Source organism: Rhizobium sp. Root1212 (assembly GCF_001424985.1).
In the GTDB taxonomy this organism is placed as follows: Bacteria; Pseudomonadota; Alphaproteobacteria; order Rhizobiales; family Rhizobiaceae; genus Pararhizobium.
This window is the reverse complement of the sequence record NZ_LMDA01000001.1, coordinates 626846-650161: the sequence shown is the minus strand read 5'-3', so window position 1 is coordinate 650161 and position 23316 is coordinate 626846. Positions and strand designations below refer to the sequence as shown.

Here is a 23316-nt window from a genome sequence, read left to right as displayed (position 1 = left end):
TGGAGGCAGCGGGCGGGGCGCCCGCTCCACCCGTGGTTAGTTCTGCGGAGCCGGCTGGGTGGCCTGCGGCGTAGTGCCGGTTGCCGGCTGCTGGTCGGTGCTGGTAGCCGGGGCAGGCTGGGTGCCGGTTGTCGTATCCGGCGTCGTGGTTGCCGGCGCGGTCGCATTGTTGTCGGCCGGTGCCATCGTATTGTTATCGGCCGGCGGCGTCGTGGTGGTCTGTTCCGTTGCCGGCGGTGTTGCTGTGTTGCTGGCCTGTTCGCCCGGCAGCCAGAAGAGCAGGGCAAGAACGACGCCGGCAAGCAGTACGATCAAAAGCGGCCACATGCTGCGGCTCTCCCGCGGCGCATCGACGGCTGCATTGTTGATGTTGATGTCGCGCTGGCGATCTGCGGCGAGCGGATCGGTGACGGGAGCACCAGTCGTTGGGTCGATGCGCTGGGAAGCCTGCTCGCTCGGCCAGGTGGCCGGGTTGATGGGGCGGCTGTCATTCGGATCGAAACGTTGGTTCATGGAAGTATCCTTTCGAAGCTGATCTCTTGCGGGGACAGTCGACTGGGAAAGGAACGCCGAACGGCTGATAAAGTTCCGCTGTGGCCGGAAAGGCGGTTATTCGCCCTCGGAAACGAAGCGGTATCCGACACCTGGCTCCGTGCGCAGGATCACCGGATGGGTCGGGTCGCGCTCGACCTTCTGGCGCACCTGCCCGATGAAGACCCTGAGATAATGCAGGTCCTCCCCATGCGCCGGCCCCCAGACGGAGGTGAGCAACGTGCGGTGAGTGACGACGCGGCCGGCATGGCGGGCAAGCAGCAGCAAAAGATCGTATTCCTTTGGCGTCAGCCGGATCGGCTCTCCGTCACGCGACACCAGCCGCCGCACCGTGTCGATGACGAGGCCGTCGGTCTCATAACTCGTCGTCGTCGCCTCTGTCTTGCCGCGATGGCGTAGTGCCGTGCGGATGCGGGCGGTGAGTTCGCCGATGCCGAAGGGTTTTTCGACGTAATCGTCGGCGCCGAGGTCGAGGGCGGCGATCTTCTCGCTCTCGCGGTCGCGGGCCGACAGGATGACGATCGGGATATCCGACCAGCCGCGCAGGCTCGCGATCACATCCTTGCCGTCCATATCCGGCAGGCCGAGGTCGAGGATGACGAGATCGGGCGCGACGGTCGCCACCGCCTTCAGTGCGTCCGCGCCATTCATGGCCTCCACCACCTCATAGCCGGCAGCGGCAAGCGCCGGTTTCAGGAAACGCTGGATCTGCGGCTCGTCATCGACGACGAGGATACGGGCCAGCATCATGGCCGGGCCTCCGGTTTGGCGCTCGATGGCAGGCGGATCACGATGCGGGTTCCTCTCTTCTTGACGGCCGGGCTTTCGGCATGGATGCGCCCGCCCATCGCTTCGATGAAGCCGCGGGCGATCGACAGGCCAAGACCGGTGCCGGCGGCGCGGCCATCGCTCTTGCCGCGGCGATAGAACTTTTCGAACACGCGGTCGAGGTCTTCAGGCGGAATGCCGCGCCCGAGATCGGTCACCGAAATCACCACATCGGAGCCATCCGGCCGGGCAAAGACCTGGATCGGCTCCTGCCCGCCATATTTCACGGCATTGTCGAGCAGATTGAACAACACCTGCCCCAGGAGCACGCCATCGCCCGCCACCAGCGGCAAGCCTTGCGCAATGCTGGTCTCGATCATCCGGTCCGGGAAATATTTTCGCGCCCGCTCCACGGCCATCTGCACCGTATCGGCCACGTCCACCCAGTCGCGTTTCGGCTGGATTGTGCCGGCCTCAATGCGGGTCATGTCGAGCAGGTTGGCGACGAAGCGGCTCATACGGCTGCCTTCCTCCTCGATCGATTGCAAAAGATCGTCGCGGCTTTCCGGGCTCATCTTGTCGCCTAGCTCGCGCAGGCTGGTGACGGCGCCGGTGATGGTGGCAAGCGGCGTCTTTAGATCATGCGAGATGGAGGAGAGCAGGGCCTCGCGATAGCGCTCACCCTCCAGCCGCGCGGCCTGCGCGACGCTTGCTTCCGAAAGCCGCGCGCGATCCATGGCGATCGCCGTCTGGTCGAGGATGGCGGATAGTGCACGCTCGTCATTGGTATCGAGCCGGTCCAGCGTCTGCTCGATGCCGCAGACGCCGACAGCGCCATGGGGGCTGAGCAGCGGGCGGAATTCGAAGCGGCTGTTTGGCAGCGTGCCGGTGCCGTATCCCGCGCGCTCCTGCTTGTCGTTGGCCCAGCGCGCTGCGGCGAGATCGGCGACATCAAGCTCGGTATCCGGCGGCCATGCTGCGGCAACGGTGAGTTCGCCGTCGCGCGGCACGAGCAGCACGACATTGCGCCGGAGACTCGCCTGCAATTGCGAAACCGTCGCCCAGATCGCGTCTTCGGCCTTCTCCGTGCCCGACAGTTTTCGCGAGAAATCATAGAGGCCCTGCAGGGCGCTGGCGCGGATGCGGGCGATCTTCGCCTGTTCGCGGATACGCGAGGCAAAGCCCCCGGCAAACAGCGCCACCGCCAGGAAGACGATCAGCGCGAAAACCTCGTGGGGTGCGGCGATGGTGAAGGTGTAGTGCGGCTCGATGAAGAAGAAATTGTAGCACAGCGCCGAGAGCACTACGGCCAGAAGCGCCGAGAGATAGCCGGACGCCACCGCCGCCCCCAGCACCGCCAGCAGGAACAGCAGCGAAATATTCGGCAGCCGCACGAAGACGTTGATGCCGATACCGAGAAGGGCGGTCACAGTGACAAGGCCAACCGCGACCGCCACGGCCTCCGGCAGGCGCCGCAGCGACGGTGCGGGAAAGAACGGAATTTTCGGCTTTTCCTGCTTTTCGTCCGGCGTGACGAGATGCACGCCGAGGCCCCGCGCACGCCGCGCAAGCGCATCCGCCAGTGACGGCGAGAAGAACCGGGTACGCTGTTCCGCCCCGATGACGATCTGGGTGACATGCTCGCGCCGGGCAAGCTTCAGGATTTCTTCGACGAAATCATTGCCGATGATCCGCCGCGTCTCCGCGCCCAGTTGTTCGGCGAGGCGAAAGATCTGGTCGAGCCGGCCGATGCCGTCCTTCGTCTGCGCTTCCCGGTCGGCGCGCTCGATGGAAACCACCGTCCACGATGCATTGAGCCCGGTCGCCAGCCGGCTCGCCACCCGCACGACCTTTTCCGAAAGCTCATCCGCCCCGACGCAGACCAACAGCCGTTCGCCCGTCGCCCAAACGCCCTCGATGGCATTCTGCCTGAGATAATCGACCACCTGATCATCGACCCGATCGGCGGTGCGCCTCAGCGCCAACTCCCGCAGCGCCGTCAGGTTGCCGAGGCGGAAGAAACGATCCACCGCGCGGCTGGCGCTATCCGGCAGATAAACCTTGCCCTCCTTCAGCCGCTCGATAAGCTCTGTCGGCGGCAGATCGACCAGCAGCACCTCGTCGGCCCGGTTCAGCACCACATCCGGCACCCGCTCGCGCACGGTGACGCCGGTGATCTGGGCGACGAGATCGGCCTGGCTTTCCAGATGCTGGATATTAAGCGCGGTCCAGACATCGATGCCGGCTGATATCAGTTCCTCGATATCCTGATGGCGCTTGGGATGCCGGCAGCCCTCTGCATTGGAGTGCGCAAGTTCATCGACGATGACGATGCGCGGACGTCGCGCCAGCGCCGCATCGAGATCGAATTCCTCCAGCATGCGGCCGCGATGGGCGACACGGATGCGCGGCAGGGCTTCGAGCCCTTCCAGCAGGGCGGCCGTCTCGCCACGGCCATGGGTTTCGACCAGCCCGACGACGATATCGACGCCGTCGCTCTTCAGCCGGCGGGCGCGCGACAGCATCGCATAGGTCTTGCCGACGCCGGGTGCGGCACCCAGAAAAACGGTCAGCTTGCCCCGGCGGTCCTTATCCGCCAGGGCAAGCAATGCGTCCGGGTCTGGCCGCCGGTTGGCGTCGCGGGGTTCGTCCGCCATGCAGTTTCTCACGTCTTCGAGGCATCCAGTGCAAGGTTCAGCTCTAGCACGTTCACGCGCGGCTCGCCGATGAAACCGAGCGCACGGCCCTCGATTTTCTGTTCGACGAGGTTGGCGAGATCGGTCTCGTTCAACCCCCGCGCCTTGGCGACGCGGGCAATCTGCGCGCGGGCGAAATCCGGCGAGATATGCGGATCGAGCCCCGAGCCGGAGGCCGTCGCCGCATCCGCGGGAACGGGCGCCGCGATGCCCGCCGCCTTCAGCCGCTCGATATCGGCCGCAACCCTGTCCTTGAGCTTCACCGAGGTCGTGCCGAGGTTGGAGCCGGATGAGGCGGCGGCATTGTAGGGATCGGGACCGGTGGCCGAAGGGCGCGGCCAGAAGTAGCGGTCGCTGGTGAAATTCTGGCCGATGAGGCTGGAGCCGATCACGGTCCCGTCCTTTTCGATCAGGCTGCCGCTTGCTTGTGCCGGCATCACGGCCTCGGCAATCCCGGTGATGGCGAGCGGATAGCCGAGGCCGGTGAGCGCTGTCATGGCAAGCGTCAGGACGATAGCGGGGCGAAGATGGTTGAGCATGGTTACACCAGATGAAGAGCGCTGACGGCGATATCGATGACCTTGATCCCTGCAAAGGGCAGGATCAGGCCGCCAACGCCATAGACCAGCAGGTTGCGGCGAAGCAGGGCGGCAGCGCCCGAGGGACGATAGGCGACGCCCTTCAACGCCAAAGGAATCAACGCCACGATGATCAGCGCGTTGAAGATCACGGCTGAGAGGATCGCCGATTGCGGCGAGGAAAGCCGCATTAGGTTCAGCGCATCGAGCGCCGGATAGGTGGCGACGAACAAGGCCGGGATGATGGCGAAATACTTCGCCACGTCGTTGGCGATCGAGAAGGTCGTCAGCGAACCGCGGGTCATCAGCAGTTGCTTGCCGATGCCGACGATCTCAATGAGCTTCGTCGGGCTCGAATCGAGGTCCACCATGTTGGCGGCTTCGCGGGCGGCCTGCGTGCCGGTCTGCATCGCCACACCGACATCGGCCTGAGCGAGGGCAGGGGCATCGTTGGTGCCGTCGCCGCACATGGCGATCAGCCGGCCGCCCTGCTGCTCGCGGCGGATATAGGCGAGCTTGTCCTCCGGTGTCGCCTGCGCAAGGAAATCGTCGACGCCGGCTTCCGAGGCAATCGCCGCCGCCGTCACCGGGTTGTCGCCGGTGACCATGACCGTGCGGATGCCCATGGCGCGTAGCTCGGCAAAACGCTCCTTGATGCCGGGTTTCACCACGTCCTTGAGGTGGATGACGCCGAGCAGGCGCGGACCATCGGCAACGGCCAGCGGCGTGCCGCCGCTGCGGGCGATTGCGTCCACGGCGCGGCGGAATTCCTCCGGCGCCTGCTGTTCGCCGATACCGGCAAAACCGAGCACGGCATCGACCGCGCCCTTACGCAGCCGTCGCTCGCCTTGATCGACGCCCGAGAGGCGGGTCTCGGCGGTAAACTCGATCACGGCATCGAAGCGGCTTTCCGGCATGGCAATGCCGAATTCACCCATTGCCAGTGCCACGATGGAGCGCCCTTCCGGCGTCTCATCCGAGAGACTGGCGGTGAGGGCGGCCTTGGCAAGCTCCGCCTGCGTCACGCCCGGTGCGGCCAGGAAATCGCTCGCCATGCGATTGCCGAAGGTGATCGTGCCGGTCTTGTCGAGCAGCAGCGTATCGACATCGCCGGCAGCCTCGACCGCACGGCCGGAGGTGGCGATGACATTGAAGCGCACGAGGCGATCCATGCCGGCAATGCCGATGGCAGACAGCAGACCGCCGATGGTGGTCGGGATCAGCGTCACCAGCAGCGCGGAAAGAACGGTGACCGACAAGACGGTACCGGAATAGCCGGCAAGCCCCCAGATCGCCACGCAGACGAACAGGAAGATCAGCGTCAGGCCGGACAGCAGGATCGACAGCGCGATCTCGTTCGGCGTCTTCTGCCGCTGCGCGCCTTCGATCAGCGCGATCATCCGGTCGACGAAGCTCGACCCCGGCGCAACCGTGATCTTCACCCGGATTTCGTCGGAGAGAACCTGCGTGCCACCCGTCACCGCCGAACGGTCGCCGCCCGATTCACGGATAACCGGGGCGGATTCGCCGGTGATGGCGCTTTCATTGACGGAGGCGACACCTTCGATGACCTCGCCATCGCCGGGGATCAGTTCGCCGGCTGCGACAACAACGATATCGCCGACCTTGAGGCTGGTGGCCGGGATGGTCTCCGTGCCGCCGCCGGCGATGAGCCGACGGGCAACGAGTTCGGATTTGGTGCGCTTCAGGCTTTCGGCTTGCGCGCGGCCGCGGCCTTCAGCGACGGCTTCGGCAAAGGTGGCAAACAGCACCGTGAACCATAGCCAGGCCGCGATCTGTCCGGAGAAGACGGTTTCGGACGAGCCGGTTGCGAGATCGCGCAGGAAGATCAGCGAGACGAGGGCGGCGCCCACCTCCGTCACGAAGATGACGGGATTGCGCAAGAGTTGGCGCGGATCGAGTTTCCGCACGGCATTCTTCGCCGCCGGCAGAAGGATGGCCGGGTCCGAGAGGCTAGGGGCTTTATGGTCCTTGGACATGATATTTCCTTTAGAAAGTCTGGCCGGCAAGCATCGCGAGATGTTCGACGATGGGGCCAAGGGCGAGCGCCGGGAAGAACTGCAGCCCGCCGAGGATCAGGATGATGCCGATCAGCAGGCCGACGAACAGCGGGCCATCGGTCGGGAACGTGCCGGCGGAAGCGGGCGACTTGACCTTGCGGGCAAGCGAACCGGCCATCGCCATGACCGGCACGACATAGGCGAAGCGGCCAAGCAGCATCGCAATGCCGAGCGTCGTGTTGTACCAGACGGTATTGCCCGACAGGCCGCCGAAGGCCGAGCCGTTGTTGCCGGCCGCCGAGGTATAGGCATAGAGGATTTCGGAGAAACCGTGCGGACCTGATGTGCCGATACTTGCGACGGCAAAGGGCAGCATGGCCGAGACGGCTGTAAAACCGAGAATGACGAGCGGCAGGATCAGCACCGCCAGCATCGCGTATTTCATCTCGCGACCCTCGATCTTCTTGCCGAGGAATTCCGGTGTACGGCCGACCATCAGTCCCGCCACGAAGACGGAAAGCAACGCAAACACCAGCATGCCATAAAGCCCGGAGCCGACACCGCCCGGCAGAACCTCGCCGAGCTGGATCAGGAACATCGGCACAAGGCCGCCGAGCCCGGTAAACGAGCCGTGCATGCCATTGACGCCGCCATCGGAAAGGCCGGTTGTAACAGCGGCATAAAGCGCCGTCATCGCCTGCCCGAAGCGTACTTCCTTGCCTTCCATATTGCCGAGCGCCGGATCGACGCCAAGGGCGGTCAGGATCGGATTGCCCTGTGCTTCCGCCCAGTAAACAACGGCGACGCCGCTAATCAATAGTACAGCCATGGCCGCGAGAAGCGCCCAGCCCTGCCTGCGGCTGCCGACCATCTGGCCGAAGGCGTAGACCATCGCCGCCGAGATCGACAGCATGGCGAAAATATTGAGATAGTTTGCAAAAGCGGTCGGGTTTTCAAACGGATGCGCGGCATTGACGTTGAAGAAGCCGCCGCCATTGGTGCCGAGCTGCTTGATGGCTTCCTGGCTCGCGACCGGGCCGAGCGAGATCACCTGCTGCGCGCCTTCCAACGTCGTCGCCGTGACGGACGGTGCAAGCGTCTGCGGCAGGCCCATGGCGACGGAGGCAAGCGCCACGACAATGGCCATCGGCAAAAGCACGAACAGCGTCGCCCTGACCATATCGACCCAGAAATTGCCGAGCGTCGAAACCTTCGAGCGGGCAAGCGCGCGGGTAAACGCGGCGGCGAGCGCCATGCCGGTCGCAGCTGACAGGAAATTCTGTACGGTCAGCCCGGCCATCTGGCTGAAATGGCTCATCGTCGTCTCGCCGGCATAGTTCTGCCAGTTGGTGTTGGTGACGAAGGAGACGGCGGTGTTGAAGGCGAGATCGGAAGGGACCGCGGCAAAGCCCTGCGGATTGAACGGCAGGATGCCCTGCAGCCTCAGCGTCGCATAGAGCGCGACGAAGCCCGCGACCGAGAAGGTGAGCATGGCCAGCGTATAGGAGAGCCATCCCTGTTCCCTGTCGGGATCGATGCCCGCAGCACGATAAAACCCGCGCTCGACGGGTCCGAGTACGGGAGAGAGGAATGTGCGTTCGCCGCCAAAGACCTTGGCCATGTATAGGCCGAGCGGCTTGATGACGATGAGCACGGTGAGAAAAAGGAGGCCGATCTGCAGCCATCCGATAAGGGTCATGGAGGATACTCCGATGGATCAGAAACGCTCGGGCCGCAAAAGCGTCACCACGAGATAGACGCCAAGGCCGATGGCGACGAGAAGACCGAGAAGGGGCTCAAGCATGGCTCGCCTCACAGCCGGTCGAGGGCGCGGGCATAGAGCGCCAGCACGAGAAGCGTGGCGCAGCCCAGCGCCAGAAAGATGAAATCGGACATGTTCCGTGTCTCCTGTTTGACAGGAGCTAATTAGGGGCGGCCGTGGTCAGGTTTCGATTGCGAAGGCGCAAGACGGGCATAAGGAAAACATAAGGATGCGTGAAAGGCCGCGTCTTCGACGATCAGCGCGCCTGAGACGGAAGTGGTCCTTCCATCAGAACGGCAGGAAGTTTGGCGGTCGGTCCCATCGCAAGCTCGAATACGGCCAGCCGTTCAAGGCCAAGGCTTCGATAGAAAGGTTCGGCATTCAGTCCGGCGAAGGCCTGAAAGCGTGTGGTGCCGTACTTTGCGGCATCCACGGCGCAGCGCAGGATAATAGAGCGCCCGATGCCCCTGCGGGTCATATCGGGGTCTGTCGCAAAATGGCGCAGATGGGAAAGCCCTGCCTCGATCTTGCCGGAGCCGGGTTGATCAAGGCTCCAGCCGCCGCAGCCGACGAGACGTCCGGCATCTTCGGCGACACAGTATTTGCCGGAAGCCAGCAGTTCAGGGTTTGCCCTCGTCATCACCGGAAGCGCGCCGGCAAGAAGCTCGGCATCATAGGACGACGCCATCAAGGCGGGATATGTCCGCAGCAGCAGTTCCGTGACTGCCGCGGCGTCTCGGGGAAGGGCTATCCTGATGTGCATGCTCAACCGGACCATCGAGAGTCGTTGATCGTTCTGCGCCTATAGCACATCGCTTTGGATGACAAAACCATAGGTCGGCCTGGCGACGTGCAGACGCGGCAAAACGTGCTGATCCAATGGCTGGGAAAGCTTTAGATTTTTCTTTTAGCAAGAATTGGCTGGGGAACCTGGATTCGAACCAGGACTAACGGAGTCAGAGTCCGTGGGTCTACCGTTAACCTATTCCCCAAAGCCTGCAAACATTGATGTTTGCGTTAGAAACGAACTTGCAGGCGACGCCGTCTTTGCCCCGGTCAGGCAAACTTGACCTCGTTTCGAGGCGCCTTCTAGCATATTCGCGCGGTCAGGCAAGAGCCTTTTTACGATTGCCGCAAGAAATCACGGCTGGTGCGAATTCCCGTCAACGGCAGATCACTGCGCATCCTTGGAAACCCCGGATGGTGTGAGGGAGTATCCGCCCCCTGTCCCGAATCGGGAGTATCCTCCTGATGGAGTAGCGCCCAGGCCGGTCTCTTGCAGCGCCGATCCGCCCAAAAATGAACCATCTTTACGGCTGTGCAATTAACCATTCCGCCGAACTGTGTAGTTGCGCAATCTTGCAAATGACGTTTATATTTAATAGACCGTTAAAGAACTAAAAGAACGTGCCTAACGCGATAGTTGCCGCTGGAAACGCTTGTCGGGAAAGAAGCTCGATGCCGTTTCTTACGGTGGCGGCGTAAATCTATAAATTACTTTTCAGCTAAAAAATTGCAAACCAAGGCATTGGATCGAGATTTACTTGCGGTAATGCAGTATTGATCGAAACTTCAAAAATTTCAGAGGCATTGGGCGCCATGACGGAAAATATTGTATTGCATCATTCGTCGGCCGTAGCGCTTGATACTCGTGGTCTTTCCCAGGGGGGCAGAGGAATCGGAAGCGTTGCTGCGGTGCAAAAGCCACACGGTGCCGAAGAAAGCAATTTTTACATCAATCCTGCATCCGCCCCTGATAAGCCGTTCCAGCTTATACTGAAGCGTGGCATGGATATCGTCGGTTCGCTATTCGGGCTGGCCGTGTTGGTGCCGTTGTTGTTGATGATCGCGGGTTTGATCAAGCTCGAAAGCCGCGGCCCGGTGCTTTTCCGCCAGATTCGGACGGGTTTGAACGATGTCCCCTTCGAGATCCTGAAATTCCGCTCGATGTATTCCGAGAGTTGCGACCATTCGGGCGTTGCGCAGACCACGGACAACGATCCGCGCATCACGCGGCTGGGCAAAATCCTTCGTAAAACCAATCTCGACGAGCTTCCGCAGCTCTGGAACGTGCTGATTGGCGATATGTCGCTGGTCGGGCCGCGTCCGCATGTTCCGGATATGCTGGCGGCCGGACGGAATTATTCTGATTTGGTGCAGGGTTACGACTACCGCCATCTGATGAGACCGGGTCTGACGGGCCTTTCACAGGCGCGTGGGCTGCGCGGCCCGACGACTCACCGCTGGGTAGCCATTCGCCGGATCGTCTGCGATGTCGAATATATCCGCAACTTCTCCATTTTACTGGATGTCAAGATCATCCTTCGGACGATCGTCAATGAACTGCGCGGTGGAACCGGCCTCTGAGCCACTGCGATCGCTGTTGCTGAAGATCGAGCCGCCCATTGAGGGGCGGCTTTTTTATGAGATGATGGCGAAGACCGGGTGGGTGCTCAGCCGCGATATCCCAGATACCAGTCCACGAATTTCCTGACCCCGTCCTCGACGCTGATGGCGGGCGTGAAGCCGGTCAGCGCGTTCAACAGAGCCGGCGATGCGTAGGTGCGCGGAACATCACCCTGCTGCATCGGCAGCATGTTGCGAATGGCGGGTTTGCCGACCGCAGTCTCGACGATCTCGACGAACCGCATCAGCTCGACCGGCTCGCCGCCGCCGATGTTGACGACCCGGAAGGGCGCCTGCCGCGACAGCGTATCTTCGACGCCGGGTGTGGTGATCCGGTTTACCTCGTCCGGGGCCACGGCCGAAAGCCTGACGATGCCTTCGACGATGTCGTCGATATAGGTGAAGTCGCGGCTCATCCGGCCTTCACCATAGATTTCGATCGGCTTGTCGTTGAGAATCGCGTCGACGAACTTGAACAGCGCCATGTCAGGCCGCCCCCAGGGACCGTAGACGGTGAAGAAGCGGAAAGCGGTCGTCGGCACCTTGTAGAGATGGGCATAGGAATGCGCCATCAGTTCCATCGATTTCTTCGTCGCCGCATAGAGCGTCATCGGTTCGTCGGCGCGGTCGGTTTCGGCGAAGGGGATTTTCTCGTTGGCGCCGTAGACGGAGGAGGTCGAGGCCAGCATCAGGTGTTGGGGTGCGACCTCCCTGGCAAGCTGCAGCATGTTCCAGGAGCCGGTGAGATTGGCGTCGACATAGGCTTTTGGATTTTCCAGGCTGTAGCGCACGCCTGCCTGGGCGGCGAGGTGGATGATGATCTGCGGCTCGGCGAGATCGGCGGCGCGTTTCAGCGCGTCGGCATCTTCCAGCATGCCGATGACCGGCTTGAAGCCGTTGGAGCGCGACAGGATGGCGTGGCGTTTTTCCTTGAGGCTGACGTCGTAATATTGCGTCATGCCGTCGAAGCCGACGACGAAATGTCCCTCGTCCAGAAGCCGCTTGGCAAGGTGAAAGCCGATGAAGCCGGCCGTGCCGGTGATCAGATAGCGCATGATATCCCTCCATCCATCGCCTTGATGCGAGCCGGGTTCGCAAAGCCCTGGATCGCTTGGCTTGGCTATCGCAGGAAAAGTCAGTCATATCAATAAAAGAACGGCTGTGACGCTCGATAGGCATTGGCAGGCAAAAAGAATTTGGCGAAACCGGCGGGCGCTGGTAAAGTCGCGCCAACGAAGATCGAGAGAGCGCTTTGAGCGGCACAGTCCCGCGCGGCGCCATGGACAGTTACGTGAGAGACCCCGACAACGGCGATAAGCCGTCCGTTTCCGGGGCGTCGGCAGCAGGCCGGGTCGAAGGGCAAAGTGTGTCCAGATCCGGCAAGGGCAAGCGTAGGCGGGGAAAGCCGTCGCGTGCACCTTCTGCAAATGTCAGCCTTTCCGGCATGCCGGCAGAGGCAGGACGTCCCGAAATGAAAGATGCGATCGGTGCGGAGCCGGTTCGCAAACGCAAGCGCAGGCGCCGTTCCAAGTCCGGTCCGGCCGCACCTGTGCCCGGCCGTGAGGCTTCGGACGCGCCCAATCCACCGAAGAGCGTCGCCAAGGATGGTTCACAGAAGGACCATCACGGCCGCAAGAATCGCAATCGCCGCGGCCTGCAGGGCCGTCCGCTGGCGACGGCGGAAAAGCCGCGCGCAGCGGCCCCGGCCGGAAAATCCGGCGCTGCACCGGCGCCCGAGCCTGTGCGGGAGCGGGCGCAGAGCGCTGGCGATCATCAGCGCTTGGCGGGCCTTTCGCCCTCCGACCGGCGGCTGCATCGGCAGCCGGAGGCGGGCGATCACGGCGCACCGCTCTATGCCGCGCTCGATCTCGGCACCAACAACTGCCGCCTGCTGATCGCGCAACCGACCCGGCCAGGCCAGTTCCGTGTCGTCGATGCCTTTTCGCGCATCGTGCGTCTCGGCGAGGGGCTTGGGGCTTCCGGCCGGCTTTCGGCGGAGGCCATGGATCGCTCCATCGAAGCGCTGAAGATCTGCGCGTCGAAGCTGCGCACCCGCAATATCCGCCGTAGCAGGCTGATCGCTACCGAAGCGGCCCGTGCCGCTTCCAATGGTGAAAGCTTCCTGCAGCGTGTACAGGAAGAGACGGGCCTCGAACTCGAGATCATCAATCGCGAGACCGAAGCGCGGCTTGCCGTTTCCGGCTGCTCGTCGCTGGTGGGGCGCGAGACGAAATCGGTGGTGCTGTTCGATATCGGCGGCGGCTCCTCGGAAATCGCCGTCATCCGCATCGGCGAAAACCGCTCCAGCCGCCTTGCCAATCATATCACCCACTGGACTTCGCTGCCGGTCGGCGTCGTTACACTGTCGGAGCGCCATGGCGGCCAGCATGTGACGCCGGAAAGCTTCGAGACGATGGTGGTCGAGGTGGAGGGCATGCTCGCGCGCTTCGACTGCCCGGATATCGACCGGCTCGACGAAGCAGGCGACGACAGCGGCTTCCATCTGATCGGAACCTCCGGCACGGTGACGACGCTTGCCGGCGTGCATCTCGATCTGCCGCGCTACGATCGCCGCAAGGTCGATGGACTCTGGCTTTCGGATGATGAAGTCTCCGCCATGCAGGCGCGGCTTCTGTCGTGGGATTTCTCGGCCCGCGCGTCGAATCCTTGCATCGGGCCGGATCGCGCCGATCTCGTTCTCGCCGGCTGCGCCATTCTGGAAGCAATCCGCCGCCGCTGGCCGTCGCAGCGCATGCGGGTTGCAGACCGGGGGCTGCGCGAAGGTCTGCTCACCGATATGATGGCCGATGACGGCATCTGGCGCCGCGGCCGTGGCCGCCGGCATCCCCGTGGCGGCGTGCCGCACGGTTCGCGCGAAGGAAACGCATCATGACGAAACCCCCGATCGGCGGAAACCGCACCGGGCGAAAACTGGGCCAGAAGGTCAAGAAGGGCAAGCTGAAAGCCTCGTCGCGCCGCTGGCTGGAGCGTCATATCAATGACCCCTACGTCCAGCGGGCGCAGTTGGAAGGCTATCGCGCCCGCGCAGCCTTCAAGCTTCTGGAAATCGACGAGAAGCACAAGATCCTGACCGGCGCGCGCCGCATCATCGACCTTGGCGCCGCCCCCGGCAGTTGGTCGCAGATCGCGGCCAATGTCACGCGCTCCACGGATGAAGACCCGCGCGTCGTGGCGATCGACTTTCTGGAGATGGACCCGCTTCCGGGCGTGCATATCTTCCAGCTCGACTTTCTCGATCCGACCGCGCCCGATCAGATCATGGAGGCGCTTGGCGGCGCACCCGATCTCGTGCTCTCCGACATGGCGGCCCCAACCACCGGCCATCGCCAGACCGACCACCTGCGCACCATGCACCTCTGCGAAGTCGCGGCCTATTTCGCTATCGACGTTCTGGCGCCGGGGGGCCACTTCCTGGCAAAAACCTTCCAGGGCGGCACCGAGCGGGAACTGCTGACGATGCTGAAGCAGAATTTCAAGCAGGTCGTTCATGTGAAGCCGGCGTCGTCGCGGGCCGAATCGGTCGAGATGTTCCTGCTTGCCAAGGGCTTCAAGGGGCGTTCCGCCGTGAAGGCCGAAGCAGAAGACGAAGCACACGACGAAATCGAAGTGGACTGAACCGGTGCTGCTCTACGTCACGATCGGCAGCCGCGATCTGTCGCGCGCCGGCGGTTTCTACGATGCCGCCCTTTTGCCGCTCGGCTTTGTCCGGCGCAAGGAAGACGACGTCGAAATCGGCTACGGGGCGGCGGATGACAGCCGCTGCCGGTTCTGGGTCGTAACGCCCTATGACCGCGAGCCCGCCACACGCGGCAATGGCTCGATGGTGGCCTTGCAGGCCGAAAGCCGGGCGGCGGTTGACGAATTCTACCGGGCGGCGCTGGCGGCAGGCGGCACGGATGAAGGTGCGCCGGGGCTTCGACCCTTCCATGCCCATTTCTATGCGGCCTATGTCCGCGATCCCGATGGCAACAAGCTGTCGGCCGTCTGCGAAAAGCCGGAAGCCTGAGCTTATTTCCCGACGACGGTTTCCGCCTGCTTTTCCACCAGCCGATGGCCGGATACCGATGCACCGGCCGTTTTCGACATGCGGATGAACGGGATCACGGCCGTCAGGGTGATTGCCGAAATCATCATGAAGGCGTTCTGGAAATCCTGCAGTTCCAGCTTCGAGCCTCTGAGCATCGTTTCGATTTCCAGTATGCCGCCGGCAACGGCGACGCCGAGCGCCAGGCTCATCTGCTGCAGCACCGCGCTCATCGAGGTTGCCTTGCTGGCGTCGCGGTCTGGAATATCGGCAAAGGACAGCGCATTGACGCTGGTGAAGAAGAACGACCGGACGAAGCCGGCCAGCAATAACACGCCTGTCATCACCAGCGCCGGGGTCGCTGGCGTGAACAGGCCGTTGATGAAGGTGAAGGCCGCGCCGCAGAGGCCGGCGGCGATCAGCGTCGTGCGGAAGCCGGCAAAGACCAGCACGCGCCGGGCGATGACCTTGGTGGTGATCGCACCGATGGCGCCGGAAAAGGTGATGAGACCGGATTGAAACGGCGATAGCCCGAAGCCGACCTGCAGCATCAGCGGCAGCAGGAAGGGCGTGGCGCCGATCGAGATGCGAAACAGCGTGCCGCCGATCGCCGCCGCCCGGAAGGCGCTGTCGCGGAAGAGCTTCAGGTCGAGCAGCGGCGCCGGATGGTTGCGCGCATGGCGCACATAGAGCACGCCCGCGATAATGCCGGCGACGACGGAGACGGCCCCGATCTCCGGCGGCAGGGCCGGCAGGCTCATGACCGAAAGGCCGAACATGGTACCGGCTGCCGCAATCGCGCTGAGGATGAAGCCGGTGACATCGATCGGCGGCGGGTTTTCGCTGACGATTTCCGGCAGGTAGATGCCGGAGAGGATGAAGCCGACGATGCCGACGGGCACATTGATCAGAAAAATCCAGTGCCAGGAGAAATAGGTGGTGATGAAGCCGCCGAGCGGCGGGCCGGCAAGCGGGCCGACAAGCGCAGGGATCGTCAGCAGCGCCATGGCGCCGACAAGCTCGCTGCGGGGCGTGCTGCGCACGAGCACCAGCCTTGCGACCGGCGTCATCATCGCCCCGCCCATGCCCTGCAGGAAGCGCGAGACGACGAAGGCGAAGATGCTGTCGGCCACCGCGCAGGAGATCGAGCCGATGACGAAGACGACGATGGCCGCGCGAAAAATACGCTTTGCGCCGAAGCGGTCGGCCATCCAGCCGCTCAGGGGAATGAAGATGGCGAGCGACACCATGTAGGCGGTGAGCGCCAGCTTCAGCGTGATCGGCCCGACGCCGAGATCGTGGGCGATGGCCGGCAACGATGTCGCAATGACGGTGGAATCCATCTGCTCCATGAACAGAGCGACGGCGAGAATCATCGGGACAATGCGCTTCATGCGGGTGGGCCTGCGTGCGATATCGGTACGGGAAGGGAAGATAGGCTTTTCCGGGCGAAAAGGGTGCCCGTGCTCTCACTTTGCCATCACTTCCCTGTGAGCGCCGGGGTCGGAATCGACCGGGGCGCTATGTCCTGCGGGTATAAGCGCATTGGACATCTTCGACAACCGAACCTGGGAGCACTTCATGACCTCTTTCTCACCCGGCCGTCGCGGGCTATTCATGGCAACGGCGGGCGGCGCACTGGCCGTCCCTTTCCTCATGACCGGCGCAACGCAGGCGCAGGACCAGACCCCGGAAACATCCATGACATCCACGAAAACCAGAGGCTTCAATCTCGGCGCGTTCAAGGTGGCGGTCATCAGCGACGGCACGCGCCTCGCCGACAATCCCCACGAAACCTACGGCCAGAACCAGCCGAAGGAGGCGGTGGCGGAACTGCTGCACGCCAACTTCCTGCCGGCCGATAAATTCGTGAACGGCTTTTCGCCGGTGCTCATCGATACCGGCTCGCAGGTCGTGCTGTTCGATACCGGCATGGGCGAGGCGGGCCGCGAAAGCGGCTCGGGCAAGTTGATCGAGGGCCTGAAGCAGGCGGGATATTCACCCGATCAGGTGTCGGTCGTGGTTCTCACCCACATGCACGGCGATCACATCGGCGGCTTGATGGAGGGTGGTGCCCCGGCCTTCAAGAATGCCCGCTATGTCGCGGGCCAGGTGGAATATGATTTCTGGAAGGACCCGGCGCGGGTCGGGACGCCGGCGGAAGGCGGCCACAAGGGCGTCGTCTCGAAGGTCGTCCCGCTGGCGGAAAAGATGACCTTCATCAAGGAAGGCAGCGAGGTCGTGCCCGGCATCGTCGGCATGGAGGCCTTCGGCCATAGCCCCGGCCACATGATCTTTCGCATCGAATCACAAGGCAAGCAACTGATGCTGACGGCGGATACCGCCAACCATTTCGTGCTGTCGCTGCAAAAGCCCGATTGGGAAGTGCGCTTCGATATGGACAAGGCGAAAGCGGCGGCGACACGCAAGCGTGTGTTCGACATGATCGCCACGGAGCGCATTCCGTTCATCGGCTATCACATGCCGTTTCCCGCGGTCGGCTTCGTGGAAAAGGCTGAAGGTGGCTACCGCTTCGTTCCCGTCAGCTATCAGTTCGACGTCTGAAACCGGAAAAACGAAAAGGCCGGCTCGTCACGGGCGGGCCTTTTCATGAAGAGAGTTTTTGCCTGACCTGCGTGTCCTCAGTCACGGTGATACTTGTTACCGCAGGTCTCGGAAAGACCGGCAGCGGATACAGCTAATAACCCATGAAAATGCGCAGGACGGTGCAAAGGCACCCCGTGTCGGGTTTTTGCTATTCCTTTCCTGTCAAACTCGTGTTACCAGCCCTCGCCAACTTCCAAGAATTTCTTGCAAGCGATCGAGGTGGCGCACTCCCAATGTTCCCCCTTCGGTAGCCTGTTTTTCCACTGAAGGGACTTGGCCTATGGCGCGCATCATCGAAACGGCAACCGGTCTCGAAGCTTTGACCTTCGACGACGTTCTCCTTCAACCCGGACATTCCGAAGTCATGCCGGGGCAGACGAATATCGCCACCCGCATCGCCCAGGATATCGATCTCAACCTGCCGATCTTGTCGTCGGCGATGGATACGGTCACCGAAGGCCGCCTTGCCATCGCCATGGCCCAGGCCGGCGGCATCGGCGTCATTCACCGCAACCTGACGCCGGCCGAGCAGGCCGAGCAGGTCCGCCAGGTGAAGAAGTTCGAAAGCGGCATGGTCGTCAACCCGGTCACCATCGGCCCGGATGCGACGCTGGCCGACGCCCTGAACCTGATGAAGATCTACAGCATCTCCGGTATTCCGGTGGTGGAAAATGCCGGCGTCACCGGCAAGCCCGGCCGCCTCGTTGGCATCCTCACGAACCGCGACGTGCGCTTCGCCTCCGATCCCAACCAGAAGATCTACGAACTGATGACCCGTGAGAACCTGATCACGGTCAAGGAAAACGTCGACCAGCAGGAAGCCAAGCGCCTGCTGCACTCGCACCGCATCGAAAAGCTGCTGGTGGTCGATGGCGACGGCCGCTGCGTCGGTCTCATCACCGTCAAGGACATCGAGAAGTCGCAGCTCAACCCGAATGCCGCCAAGGATGCGCAGGGCCGCCTGCGCGCCGCCGCCGCCATCAGCGTCGGTGACGATGGCGTCGAGCGGGCCGAGCGGCTGATCGATGCCGGCGTCGACCTGATCGTCGTCGATACCGCCCACGGTCATTCGCAGCGCGTTCTGGATGCCGTCGCCAAGGTCAAGACGATGTCGAACTCGGTTCGCGTCATGGCAGGCAACGTCGCCACCGCAGACGGCACCAAGGCGCTGATCGATGCCGGCGCGGATGCCGTCAAGGTCGGCATCGGTCCGGGCTCGATCTGCACCACCCGCATCGTCGCCGGTGTCGGCGTGCCGCAGCTGGCGGCGATCATGGCAGCCGTCGAGGCGGCGCAGGCTTCCGGCATTCCGGTCATCGCCGATGGCGGCATCAAGTTCTCCGGCGATCTCGCCAAGGCGATTGCCGCCGGTGCTTCGGCCGTCATGGTCGGCTCGCTGCTCGCCGGCACGGATGAAAGCCCCGGCGAAGTGTTCCTCTACCAGGGCCGTTCCTTCAAGGCCTATCGCGGCATGGGCTCCGTCGGCGCCATGGCCCGCGGCTCGGCAGACCGTTACTTCCAGGCGGAAGTGCGCGACACGCTGAAGCTCGTGCCGGAAGGCATCGAAGGTCAGGTTCCCTACAAGGGTCCGGTCTCGGGCGTGCTGCATCAGCTCGCAGGCGGTCTCAAGGCCTCCATGGGCTATGTCGGCGGCAAGGACATCAAGGAATACCAGGAGCGCGCGACCTTCGTGCGCATCTCGGGTGCAGGCCTGCGTGAGAGCCACGCGCATGATGTCACCATCACCCGCGAAAGCCCGAACTATCCGGGCTCGATGTAAGCTTCAGGAAAAAAAACGGCGGGCTTGTCCCGCCGTTTTGCTGTTCAGGAGGCGAGACGCCGTTCCAGGGCGCGGCTGCCATAGGCATGGCCCTTCAACTCATAGCCGACGACGAGAACCGCCGGGGCCGCAACGATGATCAGCAGGCACAGCGCCACGTCGAAGCCGGCGGCGGCTGCGGATACGGATAGCACCAGGATGAAGACGGCAGCGGCAAGCAGGTTGATGTAGAGCCGCTCGATCGTGCCGAGCAGGTAGATGTAGAGCGCAAAGATCATCGCGATGTAGAAGCCGACCGGGACGGCCACCGCCGCAACGGCCGCGGCTTCGCCGACATGCGCCTTGTGCTCGATGAAATAGGCTGCGACATGCAGGCCCGCCCCGGTCGCCGCGATCGCCGCGAAGACGAAGATGTGGCCGTAGCCCCAGACGAAGGACCTCTTGCGCTGGGCATGCAACACCTGCGCCGAGGGAATGACGAAATAGAGCCACCACATGGCAAAGGTCAGTGCCGTGCCGGCAAGCGCGATGGTAACGGCCTCAAAACTCCAGCCCTGCTCGTCGACGATTGCTGAAATCGAGGCGACGGTGCCGACGACGCCTTCGCCGAGCGCGATGATGGCCAGCAGGCTGTAGCGCTCCGCGATATGATGGGCGTGCCAGGGCGTGCCGCCATAACGCTGCTCGGCGATATAGGGACCTGCCATTTCCACCAGCGTCAGGGCGACGACGCAGAGGAAGGTCGGCAGCAGCGGCATGTCGATGAAGATCACCGCGACCCAGCCGATCTGCGCGATCAGGACGGCCGTTATATAGGTCATGCAGGCGGCCCGCCGGTCCGGGTTCTGCCGCGCCGCGCGCGCCCACTGAAAGACCATCGCCACGCGCATGATGACGTAGCCCAGCACCATCACGCCGTTATCGACATGGACGCCTTCCTCGATCGACTTGAACATCTGCGGCAGGCCGAGCGACAGAACGAGCACGCCCGCCATCTGCACCATGGTCGTCAGCCGGTAGAGCCAGTCGTCGGTATCGAAGGCCGAGGCGAACCAGGAGAAATTGATCCAGGCCCAGCAGACCGCAAACATTGCGAAGGCAAAGCCCATGAGGCCCGCGCCGAGATGCCCTTCGGCCACGGCATGAGCGAGGTGCGAGGCGGCAATGCCGAAGGCGATGACGAAGGTGAGATCGAACAGCAGTTCGAGCGGCGTGGCGACCCGGTGGCTTTCATGCGGATTGCGACCGCTCATGCGCTCGGCGCGGTGGGTTGGGAGGGCAGGGGCGTGATCGGGCATGGCAGGTCTCTCGAGCTTTGGCAGGCCAGAATTTCGGGCGCTCGACCAAGAGTCAAGCCGGCCCCGATTGTCCGGAGGGCGGTTCCCCCTTCTCCCCAGCGGGGAGAAGGTGCCGAAGGGCGGATGAGGGGCCCTGTCGGCATATTCGGAGTTAGCCGCACCTTCCGCTGATCGCTTCGCGGGAGAGGAGGGAGAAGTACACCTCTCGAATCGCCATCCGGCGCGCTATATAGGCCGATGATTCTCCACGGGAGCCCGCATGAACGCCAATACCGCCATTTTCTGGCCGATGATCGCGCAGACGGCGCTGATCTTTTCCATCTATTTCCTGATGTCGCGCCGGCGTATCGGGGCCGTCAGGGCAGGCACCGCCAAGCCGCAGGACTATCGCATCCCAACCGTCGAGCCCGCCCCGAGCGCCACGGCCGCGCGAAACCTGATCAACCAGTTCGAGCTGCCGATGCTGTTCTACATCGTCTGCATTCTCTTCAATATCACCGCCGGCGCCACCTGGCTGGCGCTGGCCGTCGCCTGGCTGTTCGTCGCCAGCCGCTGCGCCCACGCCTACGTCCACGTCACCTCCAACAGGCTCATGGTCCGGCGCCGGCTGTTCATGTTCGGCTTTGCCTGCGTCGTCGTGCTCTGGGTGCTGTTTGCGGTGCATATCGCCTTTCCGTGATCGGCCCGCCGCGATTTTCGACCTTGCGGAAAGCCGGCCGAAACCATCACATTGGGACAGGAATGAAGGGCATCGCTTCACGTCGAGGCGAGGCCCGTCACAACAGGGAGTGACATCATGAAATTGAAGGACAAGGTCTGCCTCGTCACCGGTTCGGCAAGCGGCATCGGCCGGGCGATCGCGACGCGTTATGTCGGCGAGGGCGCCAAGGTGGTCATCGCCGACCTGCAGCAGGATGCGGCCGAAAAGACCGCGGCAGACCTCACCGCTGCCGGTCCTGGCGAAGCCATCGGCATCGCCATGGACGTGACCAGCGAGGAGGCCGTCAATGCCGGCGTTGCCGCCGTTGTCGCCAGATGGGGCAGGGTGGATGTGCTGGTCTCCAACGCCGGTATCCAGATCGTCCACAAGATCGAGGACTTTCCCTTCACCGATTGGAAGAAGATGCTGTCGATCCATCTCGACGGCGCCTTCCTCACCACAAAGGCCTGCGTTCCCCACATGAAGGCGCAGGGCGGCGGCGCGATCATCTATATGGGTTCGGTGCACTCGCATGAGGCCTCGCCTTTGAAATCGGCCTATGTCACCGCCAAGCATGGCCTGCTAGGCCTTGCCCGCGTCGTTGCCAAGGAAGGCGGACCGCACGGCATCCGCTCGAATGTGATCTGCCCTGGCTTCGTGCGCACGCCGCTGGTCGAAAAGCAGATCCCCGAGCAATCCAAGGCGCTCGGCATTTCCGAAGAGGAGGTCGTCAAGAAGATGATGCTCTCCGGCACGGTCGATACGCAGTTCACCACGCTTGAGGATGTTGCCGAAGTGGCGCTGCTGTTTGCCGGTTTCGAAACCAATGCGCTCACCGGCCAATCGCTGGTCGTCAGCCACGGCTGGTACATGCAGTAAAATAGCAGGGCGCGATCACGCTCTCTTCACGCAATTTTGTGATGTGGGATGGCCTCCGGGCTCTCCCGCCTCTGGTCCGGTCATCAGCATGATCTACTCTTTAGCGCCATGGGAACCCGCTACAAGAGGAGGATGTTGGCATGGATAAACCGCTCATTACCCAGGCGATGATCAACGCCTATGACGAATATACCCACCTGACGCTCGATCGCCGCCGCTTCATGGAAAAGCTCACGGGGCTTGCAGGCTCCGCTGCGGCCGCAGCCGCAATCGCGCCGATGCTCGCGGCAAACAGCGCCAAGGCGGAAATGGTCGCCGGCGACGACGCGCGCATCAAGGGCGAGGATATCACCTATCCCGGCGCGGGCGGTGAGATGAAGGGCTATCTGGTGCAGCCGGCCAAGGCGTCCGGCAAACTGCCGGCCGTCATCGTCATCCATGAAAACCGTGGCCTCAACCCGCATATTCGCGATGTCGCGCGGCGCATGGCGCTCGAAGGTTTTATCGCACTCGCCCCGGATTTCCTGTCACCGGCCGGCGGCACGCCCGAAAACGAAGACAAGGCCCGCGAGATGATCGGCGCGCTCGATGCCGCAGCGACCGCGCAAAACGGCGTTGCGACGGTGGCCTATCTCGAAGGCAGTGACGTGACGAACGGCAATGTCGGTGCGATCGGTTTCTGCTGGGGCGGCGGGCTCGTCAACCGGCTGGCGGTGAATGCGCCCGATCTCAAGGCAGGCGTCGCCTATTACGGCGCCCAGCCGCCGGCCGAGGACGTGCCGAAGATCAAGGCCGCACTGCTGTTGCACTATGCCGGCCTCGACGAGCGCATCAATGCCGGCATCGATGCCTATCGCAAGGCATTGACCGACAATGGCAAGGATTTCGAGATTTTCGTCTATGACGGCGTCAACCACGCCTTCAACAACGATACCTCGTCCGCCCGCTACGACAAGGCCGCCGCAGACCTCGCCTGGGGCCGGACGGTGGCGTTCCTGAAGACGAAACTGGGCTGATCTGAAGGGTGAAAGGTAGCGAATCTTAACTATATGTGAGCGAAATTCGCCCTCTGCCCCAAAAATGGTCACATGCCCTATCTTCGGTTTGTTACCGGCCTCGGCTATTTATGGCCCACCGCCCGCCACAAGGACGGAATTTTGACGATATCCTTTGGGCCTCACGGCCAATATTCATAGTCCAAGCCACATTGCAAAAAGGCTGCAT

At 63.0% G+C, this 23316-nt stretch carries 19 protein-coding genes and 1 tRNA gene; 9 read left to right on the top strand and 11 right to left on the bottom strand.

Annotation, left to right across the window (positions count from 1 at the left end; genetic code table 11):
- Nucleotides 1-36 precede the first annotated feature (36 nt).
- From ASC86_RS03125 to ASC86_RS03085, 8 genes are all read right to left on the bottom strand, one after another.
- Nucleotides 37-513, bottom strand: a complete 477-nt coding sequence (locus ASC86_RS03125) for a hypothetical protein (RefSeq protein WP_056315848.1) — start codon at nucleotides 511-513, stop codon at nucleotides 37-39.
- 96 nt (nucleotides 514-609) lie between these two features.
- Nucleotides 610-1302 (bottom strand): response regulator, encoded by a 693-nt coding sequence (locus ASC86_RS03120; protein ID WP_056315843.1) that lies wholly within the window; start codon nucleotides 1300-1302, stop codon nucleotides 610-612.
- Complete coding sequence (locus ASC86_RS03115) at nucleotides 1299-3977, bottom strand: sensor histidine kinase KdpD (RefSeq protein WP_056315840.1); 2679 nt, start codon at nucleotides 3975-3977, stop codon at nucleotides 1299-1301. The genes ASC86_RS03120 and ASC86_RS03115 overlap by 4 nt, the downstream gene beginning before the upstream one ends.
- 8 nt (nucleotides 3978-3985) lie before the next feature.
- Entirely contained in the window at nucleotides 3986-4555 is a 570-nt protein-coding gene (gene kdpC, locus ASC86_RS03110) for a potassium-transporting ATPase subunit KdpC (protein ID WP_056315837.1), read from the bottom strand.
- Nucleotides 4556-4557: 2 nt separating this feature from the next.
- Nucleotides 4558-6594, bottom strand: coding sequence for a potassium-transporting ATPase subunit KdpB (gene kdpB / locus ASC86_RS03105; protein WP_056315835.1), 2037 nt, complete (start codon nucleotides 6592-6594; stop codon nucleotides 4558-4560).
- Nucleotides 6595-6604: 10 nt separating this feature from the next.
- Complete coding sequence (gene kdpA, locus ASC86_RS03100; protein WP_056315831.1) at nucleotides 6605-8314, bottom strand: potassium-transporting ATPase subunit KdpA; 1710 nt, start codon at nucleotides 8312-8314, stop codon at nucleotides 6605-6607.
- Between the two features lie 319 nt (nucleotides 8315-8633).
- Nucleotides 8634-9065, bottom strand: coding sequence for a GNAT family N-acetyltransferase (locus ASC86_RS03090; RefSeq protein WP_056315825.1), 432 nt, complete (start codon nucleotides 9063-9065; stop codon nucleotides 8634-8636).
- Between the two features lie 230 nt (nucleotides 9066-9295).
- Nucleotides 9296-9369: transfer RNA gene (locus ASC86_RS03085), tRNA-Gln, on the bottom strand.
- A gap of 568 nt (nucleotides 9370-9937) precedes the next feature.
- On the opposite strand from ASC86_RS03085, the gene ASC86_RS03080 reads away from it, so the two are divergent.
- A complete protein-coding gene (locus ASC86_RS03080) occupies nucleotides 9938-10744 on the top strand; it encodes a sugar transferase (RefSeq protein WP_244477510.1) in 807 nt (268 codons plus the stop codon).
- A gap of 86 nt (nucleotides 10745-10830) precedes the next feature.
- Here ASC86_RS03080 and ASC86_RS03075 read toward each other — a convergent pair whose 3' ends face one another.
- Nucleotides 10831-11838, bottom strand: a complete 1008-nt coding sequence (locus tag ASC86_RS03075) for an NAD-dependent epimerase (RefSeq protein ID WP_056315821.1) — start codon at nucleotides 11836-11838, stop codon at nucleotides 10831-10833.
- Nucleotides 11839-12074: 236 nt separating this feature from the next.
- Here ASC86_RS03075 and ASC86_RS03070 point away from each other — a divergent pair, with 236 nt between their 5' ends.
- Genes ASC86_RS03070 through ASC86_RS03060 form a run of 3 tightly spaced genes read left to right on the top strand, consistent with a single transcriptional unit; the run spans nucleotide 12075 to nucleotide 14810 of the window.
- Complete coding sequence (locus tag ASC86_RS03070; RefSeq protein WP_056318177.1) at nucleotides 12075-13676, top strand: Ppx/GppA phosphatase family protein; 1602 nt, start codon at nucleotides 12075-12077, stop codon at nucleotides 13674-13676.
- The gene (locus tag ASC86_RS03065) at nucleotides 13673-14419 is read left to right on the top strand and encodes an RlmE family RNA methyltransferase (RefSeq protein WP_056315818.1); all 747 of its coding nucleotides are present in this window, start codon (nucleotides 13673-13675) and stop codon (nucleotides 14417-14419) included. The genes ASC86_RS03070 and ASC86_RS03065 overlap by 4 nt, the downstream gene beginning before the upstream one ends.
- Nucleotides 14420-14423: 4 nt before the next feature.
- The gene (locus ASC86_RS03060; protein WP_056315815.1) at nucleotides 14424-14810 is read left to right on the top strand and encodes a VOC family protein; all 387 of its coding nucleotides are present in this window, start codon (nucleotides 14424-14426) and stop codon (nucleotides 14808-14810) included.
- A gap of 2 nt (nucleotides 14811-14812) precedes the next feature.
- Here ASC86_RS03060 and ASC86_RS03055 read toward each other — a convergent pair whose 3' ends face one another.
- On the bottom strand, nucleotides 14813-16222 hold the full coding sequence (locus tag ASC86_RS03055) for a DHA2 family efflux MFS transporter permease subunit (RefSeq protein ID WP_056315811.1): 1410 nt from the start codon (nucleotides 16220-16222) through the stop codon (nucleotides 14813-14815).
- Between the two features lie 187 nt (nucleotides 16223-16409).
- On the opposite strand from ASC86_RS03055, the gene ASC86_RS03050 reads away from it, so the two are divergent.
- Nucleotides 16410-17393, top strand: a complete 984-nt coding sequence (locus ASC86_RS03050) for an MBL fold metallo-hydrolase (protein ID WP_056318174.1) — start codon at nucleotides 16410-16412, stop codon at nucleotides 17391-17393.
- A gap of 322 nt (nucleotides 17394-17715) precedes the next feature.
- Nucleotides 17716-19215 (top strand): IMP dehydrogenase, encoded by a 1500-nt coding sequence (gene guaB, locus ASC86_RS03045; protein WP_056315808.1) that lies wholly within the window; start codon nucleotides 17716-17718, stop codon nucleotides 19213-19215.
- A gap of 44 nt (nucleotides 19216-19259) precedes the next feature.
- Here guaB and ASC86_RS03040 read toward each other — a convergent pair whose 3' ends face one another.
- The gene (locus ASC86_RS03040; protein ID WP_056315806.1) at nucleotides 19260-20513 is read right to left on the bottom strand and encodes a low temperature requirement protein A; all 1254 of its coding nucleotides are present in this window, start codon (nucleotides 20511-20513) and stop codon (nucleotides 19260-19262) included.
- A gap of 259 nt (nucleotides 20514-20772) precedes the next feature.
- Here ASC86_RS03040 and ASC86_RS03035 point away from each other — a divergent pair, with 259 nt between their 5' ends.
- The 3 genes from ASC86_RS03035 (at nucleotide 20773) to ASC86_RS03025 (ending at nucleotide 23108) form a co-directional block, all read left to right on the top strand.
- Nucleotides 20773-21192 (top strand): MAPEG family protein, encoded by a 420-nt coding sequence (locus tag ASC86_RS03035; protein WP_056315803.1) that lies wholly within the window; start codon nucleotides 20773-20775, stop codon nucleotides 21190-21192.
- A 117-nt stretch (nucleotides 21193-21309) separates the two neighbouring features.
- Complete coding sequence (locus ASC86_RS03030; protein WP_056315800.1) at nucleotides 21310-22092, top strand: 3-hydroxybutyrate dehydrogenase; 783 nt, start codon at nucleotides 21310-21312, stop codon at nucleotides 22090-22092.
- 140 nt (nucleotides 22093-22232) lie between these two features.
- Nucleotides 22233-23108 carry a dienelactone hydrolase family protein gene (locus ASC86_RS03025; RefSeq protein ID WP_056315797.1) on the top strand — a complete coding sequence of 292 codons (876 nt, stop codon included), beginning with the start codon at nucleotides 22233-22235 and terminating at the stop codon, nucleotides 23106-23108.
- Nucleotides 23109-23316: the final 208 nt, after the last annotated feature.